The 12,516-nt window shown below is 74.3% G+C and carries 12 protein-coding genes; 4 read left to right on the top strand and 8 right to left on the bottom strand.

Translation table 11 applies throughout. From position 1 onward, the window contains the following. Window positions 1–37: 37 nt before the first annotated feature. Complete coding sequence (locus IE244_RS19865; protein WP_191874895.1) at window positions 38–439, bottom strand: DUF5997 family protein; 402 nt, start codon at window positions 437–439, stop codon at window positions 38–40. An 84-nt stretch (window positions 440–523) separates the two neighbouring features. On the opposite strand from IE244_RS19865, the gene IE244_RS19860 reads away from it, so the two are divergent. After that, window positions 524–1,294 (top strand): LysR family substrate-binding domain-containing protein, encoded by a 771-nt coding sequence (locus tag IE244_RS19860; protein WP_191874894.1) that lies wholly within the window; start codon window positions 524–526, stop codon window positions 1,292–1,294. A 407-nt stretch (window positions 1,295–1,701) separates the two neighbouring features. On the opposite strand, the gene IE244_RS19855 is transcribed toward IE244_RS19860, so the two are convergent. The 3 genes from IE244_RS19855 to IE244_RS19845 all read right to left on the bottom strand — a co-directional run bounded on the left by IE244_RS19855 (window position 1,702) and on the right by IE244_RS19845 (window position 4,029). Continuing rightward, window positions 1,702–3,165, bottom strand: coding sequence for an MFS transporter (locus IE244_RS19855; RefSeq protein WP_191874893.1), 1,464 nt, complete (start codon window positions 3,163–3,165; stop codon window positions 1,702–1,704). Window positions 3,166–3,257: 92 nt separating this feature from the next. After that, the gene (locus IE244_RS19850; RefSeq protein WP_191874892.1) at window positions 3,258–3,407 is read right to left on the bottom strand and encodes a hypothetical protein; all 150 of its coding nucleotides are present in this window, start codon (window positions 3,405–3,407) and stop codon (window positions 3,258–3,260) included. A 145-nt stretch (window positions 3,408–3,552) separates the two neighbouring features. After that, on the bottom strand, window positions 3,553–4,029 hold the full coding sequence (locus tag IE244_RS19845; protein ID WP_191874891.1) for an Lrp/AsnC family transcriptional regulator: 477 nt from the start codon (window positions 4,027–4,029) through the stop codon (window positions 3,553–3,555). Window positions 4,030–4,260: 231 nt separating this feature from the next. Here IE244_RS19845 and IE244_RS19840 point away from each other — a divergent pair, with 231 nt between their 5' ends. Together IE244_RS19840 and IE244_RS19835 are read left to right on the top strand one after the other, a co-directional pair. Continuing rightward, a complete protein-coding gene (locus tag IE244_RS19840) occupies window positions 4,261–5,751 on the top strand; it encodes an FUSC family protein (protein WP_191874890.1) in 1,491 nt (496 codons plus the stop codon). 279 nt (window positions 5,752–6,030) lie between these two features. Beyond that, on the top strand, window positions 6,031–7,068 hold the full coding sequence (locus IE244_RS19835) for a lactonase family protein (RefSeq protein ID WP_191874889.1): 1,038 nt from the start codon (window positions 6,031–6,033) through the stop codon (window positions 7,066–7,068). 180 nt (window positions 7,069–7,248) lie between these two features. Here the strand turns inward: IE244_RS19835 and IE244_RS19830 are convergent, their stop codons facing one another. The 4 genes from IE244_RS19830 to IE244_RS19815 form a co-directional block, all read right to left on the bottom strand. Further along, window positions 7,249–8,175 (bottom strand): sirohydrochlorin chelatase, encoded by a 927-nt coding sequence (locus IE244_RS19830; RefSeq protein WP_191874888.1) that lies wholly within the window; start codon window positions 8,173–8,175, stop codon window positions 7,249–7,251. 211 nt (window positions 8,176–8,386) lie between these two features. Further along, window positions 8,387–9,373 carry an N-acetylglucosamine kinase gene (locus tag IE244_RS19825; RefSeq protein WP_191874887.1) on the bottom strand — a complete coding sequence of 329 codons (987 nt, stop codon included), beginning with the start codon at window positions 9,371–9,373 and terminating at the stop codon, window positions 8,387–8,389. Further along, window positions 9,370–10,047: a uracil-DNA glycosylase gene (locus tag IE244_RS19820; RefSeq protein WP_191874886.1), complete on the bottom strand. Its 678-nt coding sequence runs from the start codon at window positions 10,045–10,047 to the stop codon at window positions 9,370–9,372. The genes IE244_RS19825 and IE244_RS19820 overlap by 4 nt, the downstream gene beginning before the upstream one ends. Window positions 10,048–10,133: 86 nt before the next feature. Next, window positions 10,134–11,222 (bottom strand): WD40/YVTN/BNR-like repeat-containing protein, encoded by a 1,089-nt coding sequence (locus tag IE244_RS19815; protein WP_229854223.1) that lies wholly within the window; start codon window positions 11,220–11,222, stop codon window positions 10,134–10,136. A gap of 288 nt (window positions 11,223–11,510) precedes the next feature. Between IE244_RS19815 and IE244_RS19810 the strand changes: the two genes are divergently transcribed. Continuing rightward, entirely contained in the window at window positions 11,511–12,101 is a 591-nt protein-coding gene (locus tag IE244_RS19810; protein ID WP_191874884.1) for an Rv1733c family protein, read from the top strand. Window positions 12,102–12,516 lie beyond the last annotated feature (415 nt).

Raw genomic sequence — 12,516 nt, 5'->3', positions numbered from 1 at the left:
GGAAAGAACCGGGGAATCGGGAAAGAACCGGGGAAGGTCAGTCGCGCCCGGCGGCGCGCTCCTGCTTCTCCTTCTGCAGCTGCTTGACCCGCGCGCCTTCCTTGCGGACCTCGACCTGCGTGGCGCGCTCCTTCTCCAGCCACTCGGGCCGCTCCTGCTTGAGCGCCTCGATCTGCTCGGTGGTCAGCGGCTCGGTGACCCCGCCGCGGGCGAGGCCGGCGATGGACACGCCGAGCTTCGCGGCGACCACCGGACGCGGGTGGGGGCCGGTGCGCCGCAGCTCGCTCAGCCACTCCGGCGGGTTCGCCTGCAGCTCGTTCAGCTCGGCGCGCGAGATGACGCCCTCCTGGAACGAGGCGGGGGTGGCGGGGAGGTACACACCCAGCTTCTTCGCCGCGGTCGCGGGCTTCATCGTCTGGGTGCTCTGCTGCGAACTCATGAGGTCAAGGGTATCGGCCGCGTGCCGCGGGCCCGACCACGGCCGGTGGCCGGGGGCTGCGGCCACGGCCGGTAACCTGGCCTGGTGACAGGCTCGGAGGAATCACCGTCGTTCCGGCTCGCATACGTTCCCGGAGTGACGCCCGCCAAATGGGTGAGGATCTGGAACGAGCGTCTGCCGGACGTCCCGCTCACCCTCGTCCAGGTACCGGCCGCCGAGGCACCCGGGGTGCTGCGCGCGGGCGAGGCCGACGTGGGCCTCGTACGGCTCCCGGTGGACCGTACGTTCTTCAGCGCGATCCCCCTCTACACCGAGACCACGGTGGTCGTGGTCCCCAAGGACCACCTGATCACGGCCGCGGACGAGGTGACCGTGGCCGATCTCGCCGAGGAAGTGCTCTTCCACCCCCTGGACGACGTCTTCGACTGGGACCGACCGCCCGGCGAGCCCGCCTTCGAGCGCCCCGCGACGACCGAGGACGCGATCGAGCTGGTGGCCGCGAACGTGGGCCTCCTGGTCGTACCGCAGTCCCTGGCCCGCCTCCACCACCGCAAGGACCTCACCTACCGCCCGGTCACCGACGCCCCCCAGTCGAGCGTCGCGCTGTCCTGGCCGGAGGAGGCCACCACCGACCTGGTGGAGGACTTCATCGGGATCGTCCGGGGCCGCACCGTCAACAGCACCCGGGGCCGTGGCAAGCCCGCGGCCCCCGCACCCGAGCAGAAGCGCAAGCGCGCCGAATCGGGCTCCGCCCGGCAGAAGCCCGCGGCCAAGTCCACCGGCCGCACGCCACGCGCCCGGGCGGCGGGAGCCAAGCAGACACCCAGGCAGGGCAAGCCGCGCCGGAGGTCGTGAGGGCGGGAGCGCCCCGCGAGCGGCCGCGTGCGGGCCGGCGGAACGGAGCCGGCCGGCCAACGGGCTCCTACGCCCCCAGAACCTCGCGTACGGCTACCCCCACAGCCCCGGCCACGGGTACCGCCCCGCTCACCGCCATCTCCCGGCCACGCTCACCGGCCCGGGCCCGACCCCGGCCACTGCCATCGCCACGGTCATGGCCGGGGCCACCGCCAGGACCATCCCCACACGGAGCCACAAGCCCGAAGCCGTAGCCACGAGGCCGCGAGCCCGAAGCGGCGGCCTCGGGGTCGCGAACCCGAAGCCGTGCCACGGGGTCGCCGATGCCGCAGTCACGGCCACAGGGGCACGAGCATGAAGCCGCAGTCACGACCACGGTTGCCGCAGGCGCGGGGCCACAGCCCCGGCTAGGCCTTCTGCCGCGCCGTCTGCCTCGGCTGCTCCGGCTGCGGGCGGGCCTGGCGTTCCCGTAGGTCGGCGAAGGCCAGGCAGAGGGCCAGCAGGATGATCCCGACGCAGGTGAGCAGGCCGTACTGCAGCGCGGCGGCCGGGTCACCGTGATTGGCCAGGTGGGCGAAGAACACCGAGCCCACCACCGCGACACCGGCCGCCGAGCCGATGCGCTGCCCGGTCTGCAGCACACCGCCCGCGGCTCCGGCCCGCCGCACGGGCACGAGGGACAGGGTGAGTGTGGTGTTCGGGGAGGTGGTCAGGCCCGAGCCGATCCCGGCGAGCAGCAGGGGCAGCGCCGCCGCCCAGGCCACGCCCCGGCCCGGCACCCCGTGCACGGCGGCGACGACGCCGAGAATCCCCACCGTCACCGTGCACAGACCGGCGATGACCAGCTTGCGCCCGAGGCGTACGACCAGGCGCCCGCCGACCGCGGCACCCACCGCCGTGCCCGTCGCGAACGGCATGGACGACAGGCCCGCGGCCAGCGCGCTGTAGCCCATGCCGTTCTGCAGGAAGAGCGTGTAGACGAAGAACAGCGTCGTGAAGCCGCCGAAGTACACGAGGCTCAGCAGCGCCCCGAGCGAGAAGGAGCGCAGTGCGAAGAGCCGCAGGTCGACCAGGGGAGCCCGGTCGTGCCGCGTCTGACGCCGCTCCCACGCCCAGAACGCGGCCAGCAGCGCGGCGCCGGCCGGAAGCAGGGCCCACTTCAACCGCCCGTGCCACTGCTGTTCCTGCACCAGGGGCAGCATCAGGGCGGACACACCCGAGCCGAGCAGCAGGACGCCGGGGACGTCGAAGTACTCCCGCCGGGCCGGTGAGCCGGGGGAGCGGGGCAGCAGCCGCAGCGCCGCGCAGAAGACGGCCACTCCGATGGGCAGGTTGACGTAGAACACCGAGCGCCAGGCGTCGTCGCCGCCGGTCATGTGGATCAGCAGGCCGCCCGTCAGCGGGCCGACCGCCGTGGAGAGGCCGATGGTGGCGCCCATCATGCCGAAGGCGCGGGCCCTTTCCGCGCCCTGGAACATCTGCTGGATCAGCGCCGTGGTCTGCGGTGCGAGCATGCCGGCCGACGCTCCCTGGACCAGCCGGAACAGCACCAGCCAGGCCGGCCCGGAGGACAGCCCGCAGGCCGCCGAGGCGAGCGTGAACAGGGCGATGCCGGTCAGGAACGTCTGGCGCTGACCGCGCATGTCGCCGAGCCGCCCCGCCGGGACCAGGACCAGACCGAAGGTGAGGGCGTAGCCGGAGACCACCCAGGACAGGTCGGCCGGGCTGGCGGAGAGCCCACGCTCCACCGAGGGGAGTGCCACGTTCACGATCGACGTGTCCAGCAAGGACATGAAGGCCGCGGTCAGACAGACGGCGAGCGCTTTCCACCGTCGGTCGCCCTGGACGGGGCCGGCCTGGTCTGTAGTCATGAGATCACGCTATGCAGCCACCGCGTCCCCCGCACGGCGGGAAATCCGGTCGCACGCCCCCGCCGGCCGGTCCGCTGCCCTCGGGCCGCGCCTCAGGTCGCGTACGACGCCTTCCGTGCCGTCCGCAGCACCGCCGCGCCCTCCGCCTGTTCCGGCGGGCCCTCCGCCACCCACGCGTCCACGGCGTCCCCGGCAGGGACGAGCAGCGCACCCTTGCTCCGGAAGGGTGCCCCGGCCCGCACCGCGTCGAGGAAGGTGGTGCCGTCGGACCGGGCGGGGTTGCGCCGGATGCGCGGCGAACTCCCGCTGACCGCTCCGCAGTGGCAGCGTCATACCGGCGAAGGTGCGGCGGGCGGGTGGACCGCAGGCGGTCCAGCGCGCCAACGCTCAGGTGCGGACCGCCCGGCCGACCGACTCCACCAGCGGCAGCAGCCGGTACGGGACGCGCTCGCGCAGCGCCACCTCCGTGCGGGTGCGCACCACGCCCGGCAGGCTGATCAGCTTCTGGATGACGTCCTCAAGGTGGGCGTTGTCCCGGCCCACCACCCGGGCGAGCAGATCCCCGCCGCCCGTGATCGAGAACGCCTCCACGATCTCCGGCACGGCGGCCAGCGCGTCGCCCACGTCGTCCAGGTGGCCCTGGGTGACCTCGATGTGCACGAACGCCAGCACCGGATGGTCCAGGGCGGCGGGGGACAGGGAGGGGCCGGTACCGGTGATCACGCCCTCCCGCTCCATGCGGTCCAGCCGGGCCTGGAGCGTGCCGCGGGCGACGCCGAGGACGCGGGCGTACTCGCGCACGCTGGTACGCGGCTGCTCCAGGAGCAGCCGCAGGATGCGGGTGTCGAGTTCGTCCACGGTCACAAGGGACGACTGTACCAATGGCTCACCGAGTGCGCCCCCGCATGTGCCGCCCGACCTGGTCCGTTGGCATTCCGGCCGGGTTGACGGAGCGCCCCTTGCTGTGCCAATGGCTCAGCGATTCGGGCCACACTTGAGCCAGTGACCCCGGTGATGCTCTCATGGAGCCGTCGATGGCGCTGCGGGTCTCCGCGGCGCCTTTTCTGTGCCGGTGTTCCCAAGGGGAGGGCAGCAGTGCTGAAGAGGATGTTCGTGGCTCCGGACCCGGGGCGGGCGCGGCTGCGCTTCGCCGCCCGGGCCGTCCTCGGCATCGGCCTCGCGGTCGTCGTCTGCTTCGTCGCCGGGCACTCCGTCGTGGCCGCGGTCACCGGTGGCCTCGCCGCGCTGCTCGCCCTGTTCACCGTCGCCGACGCGACCGTGCGCGGACAGGCGGTCACCACCGCGCTGCTGCCCGCCGTGGGCGTGCCGGTGCTCGCCGCGGCGGCCGAGCTGCACGCCGTCCCCGTCGCGCGGGACCTGGCCTTCCTGGCCGTCGTCGGAGCCGGGGTGTACGCGCGCCGGTGGGGACCGCGCGGGCACAGCCTCGGGGTGTTCGCGTTCATGACGTTCTTCGTGGCCCAGTTCCTGCACGCCACCCCGGCGCAGCTGCCCGAGCTGTACGCCGCCGTCCTGCTGTCCGTGCTCAGCGCGGCCGTGGTGCGTTTCGGGGCGTGGTGCTACGAGCGCCGGCTGCCCCCGGCCGCCGTACCCGCCCCGTCCGCCGGACGCGGCCTGGCCCGGGTGACCACGCGGCAGGCCGTCCAGGCGACCGCGGGCGCGGGTTTCGCGCTGGTGCTGGGCCAGCTGGTGTCCGGACAGCGCTGGTACTGGGCCGTCGGCGCCACCTGGTGGATCTTCGTCAACACCGCCTCGCGCGGCGAGACGCTGGTACGCGGTTTCCGCCGGGTCCTCGGCACGGTGATCGGCATCTGCCTGGGCTTCCTCGTCGCCGTCCCCGTGAACGGCGCGCCGGTCCCGACGGCCGTCCTCGTCGCGGTCGCCGTCTTCGGCATCTTCTACACGGCCGCCGTCTCCTACACCTGGATGATGCTCTGGGTGACCCTGCTCGCCGAACTGCTCTACGGCCTCCTCGGCGTCCTCAGCCCCGGCCTGCTCGCGCTGCGCCTGGCCGAGACCGGCGTGGGCGCGCTCGGCGCCGCGCTCGCCGTGCTGTTCGTCCTGCCGGTCACCACGCACGCCATCACGGACGCCTGGATCCAGCGCGCTCTGCGCTGCGTCCATGCCTGCACGGCCGAGGCCGCGGCTCGCCTGGCCGGCTCCGCGACCGCCGACCCGGCGCCCCGCGTCGCCGAGCTGGAGCAGCTCCTCGGCCGCGTCCGGCTGTCCGTGGCTCCGCTGGTGCACCCGCTGAACCCGATGCCGGCCCGCAAGCGGCGCGCCCGCAGGGTCCTCGCGCTCCTCGACGACTGCGCCCGTGAGGTCCGTGGCCTGGTGGCGGTCGCCGCCGATCCCGAGGCCTCCCACGACGCCCGGCTGGCCGCGGCCTGCTGGCGTGTCGAGTCCGCCGTCGAGGCGCTCACCGCCGGTCGCCTGGAGCCCGTCAGCAGCCCGGCCGAGCCGCCCGCCGAACCGGCCCTCGCCCACCTGCACGGCCTGGAACGCGCCCTCGCCGACCTGGCCGAGCCGCTGGGCGCGCCGTCGGGCTCCCGGTTGGTGGGGGCGTGAGGCAGAGCTGACCGACGCGCCGTAGGTGGGGCTGGCTGGTCGGCGCGCGCGCCGCAGCGGGAGGAGGCGTGAGCCGGTCGCCCACGGGGTGCGGTGCCGCCCTGAGCTGGTCCCATAGGGCGGCGGCGCACGGTGGCCCGGTCCCGGTCACGGGGGCGCGCCAGCCGGCCTGAGGGTCGCGTCGCGAAGAACCGCCCCGCCCCTTGGTCTAGACCGCCTCGACCGGCTGCTAACGTCGGCCCAGGACGAGCTGGACCGAGGGACCGAGAGGGGACAGCGGTGGCAGAGGACGTCAGGCCTGGCAGGCGCCGGGCGTTCATCGGCTCGTTCACGGCGGCGGGCGGCCCCGGCCTCGTGACCGCACAGGTCGCGCCGGACGGCGGCGCCCTCACCCTCGGCCCCGCCGTGAACGACGTACCCGATCCGTCCTACCTGGTCCTGGCCCCGGACGGGCACACGCTCTACGCGGTCAGCGAGACGGCCGAGGGAGCCGTCGCCGCCTACCGCGTCGCCGGCGAACGGCCGGTACTCGCCGGATCACCCGTGCCGGTCGACGGCAGCGGACCGACCCACCTCGGCCTCTACTCCAGGCACGTCCTGACCGCCAACTACGGCTGCGGCAGTGTCACCGCCGTACCCCTGCGCCCGGACGGTACGCTCGCCGGCAAGCCCTCCGGACGGCTCCAGCACACCGGCTCCGGCCCGCACGACCGGCGCCAGCGCGGCCCGCACGCCCACCAGGTGCAGGCCGACCCGAGCGGCCGGTGGGCCGTCAGCGTCGACCTCGGCACCGACTCGGTACGGGTGTGCACCCTCGCGGACGGCGCTCTGGCCCTGCACCGCGAGTTCGCCCTGCGGCCCGGCTCCGGCCCCCGCCACCTGGCCTTCCACCCGGACGGCGCGCACGCCTACGTCGTCAACGAACTCACCCCCACGGTGACCGTGTGCCGCTGGGACGCCGGGGGCGGCTCCCTCAAGCCGCTGGCCGAGGTCCCCGTGCTGCCCGGCGCACCCGCGGGCGACGCCTACCCGTCCGGCGTCGTGGTCTCGCCCGACGGCCGGTTCGTGTGGACCGCGACCCGCGGGGAGGACGTCCTGTCGGTCCTCGTCGTCGAAGGCGACACACTCCGGCTCACCGGCACGGTGCCGTGCGGCGGACACTGGCCGCGCGCCCTCGCCGAGCACCGCGGCTTCCTCTACGCGGCCAACGAGCGCTCCGGAGAGGTGACGTGGTTCGCCGTGGACGAGGCGACGGGGCTGCCCCGCTACGACGGTTCGGTGGCGGTTCCCGCGGCCTCCTGCGTCGTCTTCGGCTGAGGCGCCCCGCCTCCCCCTGCCGCTCCCCCTCCGCCTCGCGCCTTCCGTCACCCGTCTGCCGCCCCGGCCCTCTTCCGCGCGGAACCCTTCGGCCGACCCACCCCGGGCAGGGCGAAGGGCCCGCTCCGGGTGCGGAGCGGGCCCTGTGTCGTACGGGTGCCGTGGAGTGCCGGCATGCGGTCAGCGGACCGGCGTGCCCTGGGGCTGCTGCGGGGCGATGCCCAGCGCCGTCGTGTACTTGGCGAGGGCGAGCTTGCCGATCGCCGGGTAGGCGCCGAGCGCCTCGGCCGTGGCGCAGCCCGCCTCCGCGGCGGCCGCCGCCAGCAGCGCCGGGTCGATCTCCGGACCGACCAGGTACGGCGCGAGGGCCAGCTGCTGCGAGCCCGAGGAACGCAGCTGCTCGGCGACGGAGGAGATCGAGCCCTCCTGGTCCAGGGCCGCCGCCATCACCGGCACGGCCAGGCGCGCGGCGAGCAGCATGCCGGTGATCCCGGCCGCCTGCACGGCCTCCTCGCCGCCCACGGACGCCAGGATGATGCCGTCCGCGGCGGTGGCCACGGTGAACAGGCGCGCGCGGTCGGCACGGGCCAGGCCCGCCTCGGACAGCCGCACGTGCAGCGCCTCGGCGAGCAGCGGGTGCGGGCCGAGCACATCGGTCAGCTCGGCGGCCACCCGGCTGTCCATCACGGACTGGCGGATCTGCCGCAGCAGGGCGCTGTCCGGACCGGCCAGCAGCGGGACGACGACCGCGACCGGGCCGTCGGGCTCCTTGATCCCCTCGACCCCGGCGGCGACGGCCTGCTCGTAACGGGCCGTGCGCTCCTCGGCGGCGCGCGTGAGCACGGAGCGGAGCGTGGGGAACTCGGCGTCGTCGCCGTCCACGTAACCGATCCGGGCGTCCAGGCCGGGCAGCTCGGAGCGGGCGATGCTCACGACCTCCTCGGCGAGGGCGCGCGAGGCGGCGCTGGGCGCGCCGGGCACCGCCAGGGCGAGCGCGGGCGCACCCTCGGGAGCGACCAGCGGTTCCGGCCGGCGGTGCCGTCCGGGCTGGCGGGGTCGCGGCATTCGTACTGGCAGGCCGGACTCGGGCCCAGTGGGGGTGCTCATGGCGCCGCATGTTACTGGTTTCGGGGGTTCCTTCGTTCGGGGAGGGTGCAGGTGAGCGGTATCCGTCCGGTTTTGTCTGATGAGTGACAAGCCGATGACACATGTTCAGAGCACGTGCCGAGAACATGGGACGACAAAAGGACGGCAAGGGGGTGACAGGGGTCGACAAGGGGACGAAAAGGGGACGGCGCGCCGGGAGAACCGGCCGTCGTCACGGGGGATCTCGATCGCCCTGTGCGGGGACCGCGCAGAGCATGGCCGGTTCACCCGGGAGGGTGAACCGCCCCGCCGCCAGGTCGGTCGCGATCCTCACCGAGCCGTGCAGCGGATCGCCCTCGGCCGGCACCTGCCGGGCGTGCGGCAGCCTGCCGGCCAGTTCCTCGCCCAGCGGGACCAGAAGCGGATCGCCCAGGCGGAACAGGCCACCGGTGAGCGCCATGTGGGGCGTTCCGTCCGCCGGGCACACGGCCGCGGCGGACTCGGCCATGTGCCGGGCCGCCGCGCGCAGGATGTCCGCGGCGACCGGATCGTGCGCGGCGCAGGCGGCCACCCAGGGCGCGAAGGAGGCGAGTACGGCGGGCCGGTCGGAACGCGGGTAGAGCATGCCCGGCAGGTCGCGTACCGGCCCGAACTGCTCCTCTGCACCGGCCAGCAGGGGTGCGGAGCCGCCGTCCCGGCCGTCGTGGGCACGCAGCGCCGCCTCCAGGCCGGCCCGGCCGATCCACGCGCCGCTGCCGCAGTCCCCGAGCAGATGGCCCCAGCCGTCCGCCCGGCGCCAGGCCGTGAGGTCGGTGCCGACCGCGATCAGCCCGGTGCCCGCGGCGAGCACCGCACCCGGGCGCGGCCCGAGGGCGCCGACGTAGGCGGTGACGGCGTCGGCGGCGAGCACCGCCTGCCGTACCCCCAGCTCCCGGGCCAGGGCGCCCGGCAGTTCGGCACGCAGGGCGTCACCCAGGGTGGCGAACCCGGCGGCGCCGACGGCGGCCGTCTCCAGCGGGCCGATCCCGGCCTCGGCGGCGGACGCCCGGGCCAGCGGGACGAGTTGGGCCATCAGATGGGCGGGATCGATGCCCCGCGCACCCGTGCGGACCGGTTCCCGTGACTCCCGCTGTGCGGCCGGGGCCCGGCCCGGCACACCGACGGCGAGCCGCAGACCGGAGCCTCCGGAGTCCACCGCCAGATAGCCCGGGACGGTCATGGAAGTCGCCAGTCCACCGGCTGACCGCCCTGCTGGATCAGCGCGTCGTTGGCGCGGCTGAACGGACGCGAGCCGAAGAACCCGTAGTCGGCCGACCGGGGCGAGGGGTGCGCGGACTCCACCGCCGGCAGGTTGCCCAGCAAGGGACGCAGATTGCGCGCCTCCCGGCCCCAGAGAATGGAGACCAGTGGCTTGCCGCGCGCCGCGAGGGCCCGCATCGCCTGCTCGGTCACCTCCTCCCAGCCCTTGTCGCGGTGGGCGCCCGGGCGGCGCGGAGCCACGGTCAGGGCCCTGTTGAGCAGCAGGACGCCCTGCTGGGTCCAGGGTGTGAGGTCGCCGTTGGACGGCTGGGGCACGCCCAGGTCGGTGTTCAGCTCGCGGAAGATGTTGATCAGGCTCGGCGGCAGCGGGCGTACCTCGGGTGCGACCGAGAACGACAGGCCCACCGCGTGCCCCGGGGTGGGATACGGGTCCTGACCGACGATCAGGACCCTCACCTCGTCGAAGGGCTGCTGGAAGGCCCGCAGGACGTTCGGTCCGGCCGGCAGGTAGGTGCGTCCCGCGGCGATCTCCGCGCGCAGGAAGTCGCCCATCTCGGCGATCCGTCCGGCGACGGGTTCCAGGGCCTTCGCCCAGCCCGGTTCGACGATTTCATGCAAGGGTCGTGGTGCCACGGGCGTCACCCTACTGCCGTGGACAGGCGGGTGATCAACCGATGGCCAAGCCCGCGCGAACGCTTCGCGCGGCCCGCCCGCGGGTCTCAGCCGATCACCGCCGCCCGTACGCACAGCACGTCCGGCAGGTGGGCCGCCAGTTGCTGCCAGCTGTCGCCGTCGTCGGCCGAGGCGAACACCTCGCCGTTGCGGTTGCCGAAGTACACCCCCGCCGGCTCGGCGTCGTCGGTGCACAGGGCGTCCCGCAGCACCGTGCCGTAGTGGTCCTCCTCCGGCAGCCCCTTGGACAGCGGCTCCCAGACGCGGCCAGCGTCGGTGGTGCGGAAGACCCGGCAGCGGTGCTCGGCGGGCACGCGGTCCGCGTCGGCGTTGATCGGGAACACGTACGCCGTGCCGGCGCGGCGGGGATGGGCGGCCACCGCGAAGCCGAACGTGGACGGCAGGTCCGCGCCGATGTCGGTCCAGTGCCCGCCCGCGTCGTCGCTTCGGTACACCCCCCAGTGGTTCTGCAGGTACAGCCGGTCCGGGTCGCCCGCGTCCTTGGCGATCTTGTGCACGCACTGGCCGAACTCCGGGTTGGGATCCGGCAGGAACACCGCGGACACACCCGAGTTGGACGGCGTCCAGCTCGTGCCGCCGTCGGTGGAGCGGAACACCCCGGCCGTCGAGACGGCCACGGTCACCGCGCGCGGGTCGCGGGCATCGGTGACCACCGTGTGCAGGCCCTCACCGCCCCCGCCCGGTACCCACCGAGAGCGGGTCGGATGCTCCCACAGCGGCCGGACCAGCGCGAAGCTCTCGCCGCGGTCCTCCGAGCGGTACAGCGCCGCCGGTTCCGTGCCCGCGTAGACCACGTCGGGTTCGGCGGCGGCCGGGTGCAGCTGCCACACCCGCTCCAGGGAGGCGCCGGTGTCCTTGGGGAACTTGACGGCCGGCTGCGGCGGTTCGGTCCAGGTGCGGCCGAGGTCGTCGGAGTGGAAGACCGACGGGCCCCAGTGCGCGCTGTCGCCGCCCGCCAGCACACGCGGCCGGTCCCCCCGGGTGTCGATCGCGACCGAGTAGACCGCCTGCGCGTTGAAATACGGACTGTCGTCGAACTCCCAGGCGCCGCCGCTCCTTCGGCGCCCGATGAAAAGACCTTTGCGCGTGCCCACCGCCAGCAGTACCTCGGTCATGCCGATCACCTCCGGGACGCCTTTGTCCAGGTAGTCGTGAGTCAGGTAGTCATCAGGTATCGGCCAGTCTGCACCCCGCCACTGACACTCCGCTCCAGAGAGCACGTTCTCGCAGGTCACAGCGGTGCCGTCGGCCGGTGACGAAGAGCGGCCGGGGCCCGTTGCGGCATGTGCCTGCGCGAACGGGGGGTCCCGTGCGACCGTCGGGGAAACGGCTCGTCGTGAGCAACGGAGCGATCTCCCGCGTATGGGAGGACGGTCCGGCCGGTCGGTGCGCTCGTGAGGAGGATGCCTTTGAAGGCGTTCCGTGGTCCGAAGGTGTGGCTGTGGCGCTGGCGGCGCAACCCGCTCAAGCGCCGGGCCGACGTACTGGAGGCCTGGGTGGTGCTCGGTGTCTGGCTGCTGACCGTCCTGGCGGGGGTCTCGGCCGGACTTGTGGCGGCCCGGTCGGTGGAGCACGGCTTGGCCAGGGAACGGGCGGCCTGGCGTCCTGTCATGGCCCGTGTCGTGGCCCGGGCACCGGGAAGCCCGCCCGCGCACCGCCATGCCTCCTCCGGGGACCGGGTCTGGGCCAAGGTGCGCTGGACGGTGGCCGACCGCTCCGCCCACACCGGTCAGGTCCGGGTCGAGCCCGGCAGCAGGGCCGGCACGCCGGTCACCGTCTGGACCGACCCGCAGGGCCGTCTCGTCGGCCGGCCCACCTCCGTCGCCGAGGTCGCCTTCCGCGGCACCCTGATCGGCTGCCTGGTGGGCCTGAGCGCCGCGGCCGTCCCCTTCGTCGGTGGCCTCGCCCTGCGCGGCCGTCTGGAACGCCGGCGCATGGACGCCTGGGACACGGAATGGGCGCGTCTCGGACCCCAGTGGGGGCGGACGGTCTGACCTGGCTCCCCGGCCCGGGTTCCGGTACGGCCGGGCCGGGGCCGCAGTGCTGCGGAGGCCGAAACCGCCCGACCGGACCGAGCGGGGCGCCGGCCTGGGGATCGGCGGAGAGGTGACGGCACCGGAGGGGGAGGGGCGAGCCCGGCGCCGCGTCCCACATGCCGATCACAGGGCGAAGGGCGGCGACCGGCCCCCAGCTTGAGCGTGCACGGGCTCCGCCCCCTCGATCGGCCGCGACGCGGACCGGCTGTTCACTCCCGCCCTCTGGCGCCCGGGCATCGGCCGCTCCGCCGGTCCCGCGACCGGACCGTGCCTGAATCGACGTCAAATCCACAGCGTTTCCAAGGCGTTGCCACGATCGGGTGAAGTGGCCGGCCTGAGGCAACCTCACAAGCCCGCTCATCAGTCCCACACG

Origin of the sequence: Streptomyces filipinensis, from assembly GCF_014649495.1 — a bacterium.
Lineage (GTDB): Bacteria > Actinomycetota > Actinomycetes > Streptomycetales > Streptomycetaceae > Streptomyces > Streptomyces filipinensis.
The sequence above is the reverse complement of the archived record's forward strand: the minus strand, read 5'-3'. Positions and strand labels throughout refer to the sequence as shown.

What these genes read in the sequence shown, in the direction of transcription:
- IE244_RS19830 (WP_191874888.1), bottom strand. Translation starts at nt 8,175, where the DNA reads ATGAGCACCCCCACTGGGCCCGAGTCCGGCCTGCCAGTACGAATGCCG.
- IE244_RS19825 (WP_191874887.1), bottom strand. Translation starts at nt 9,373, where the DNA reads ATGACCGTCCCGGGCTATCTGGCGGTGGACTCCGGAGGCTCCGGTCTG.
- IE244_RS19865 (WP_191874895.1), bottom strand. Translation starts at nt 439, where the DNA reads ATGAGTTCGCAGCAGAGCACCCAGACGATGAAGCCCGCGACCGCGGCG.
- IE244_RS19855 (WP_191874893.1), bottom strand. Translation starts at nt 3,165, where the DNA reads ATGACTACAGACCAGGCCGGCCCCGTCCAGGGCGACCGACGGTGGAAA.
- IE244_RS19815 (WP_229854223.1), bottom strand. Translation starts at nt 11,222, where the DNA reads ATGACCGAGGTACTGCTGGCGGTGGGCACGCGCAAAGGTCTTTTCATC.
- IE244_RS19810 (WP_191874884.1), top strand. Translation starts at nt 11,511, where the DNA reads ATGCCTTTGAAGGCGTTCCGTGGTCCGAAGGTGTGGCTGTGGCGCTGG.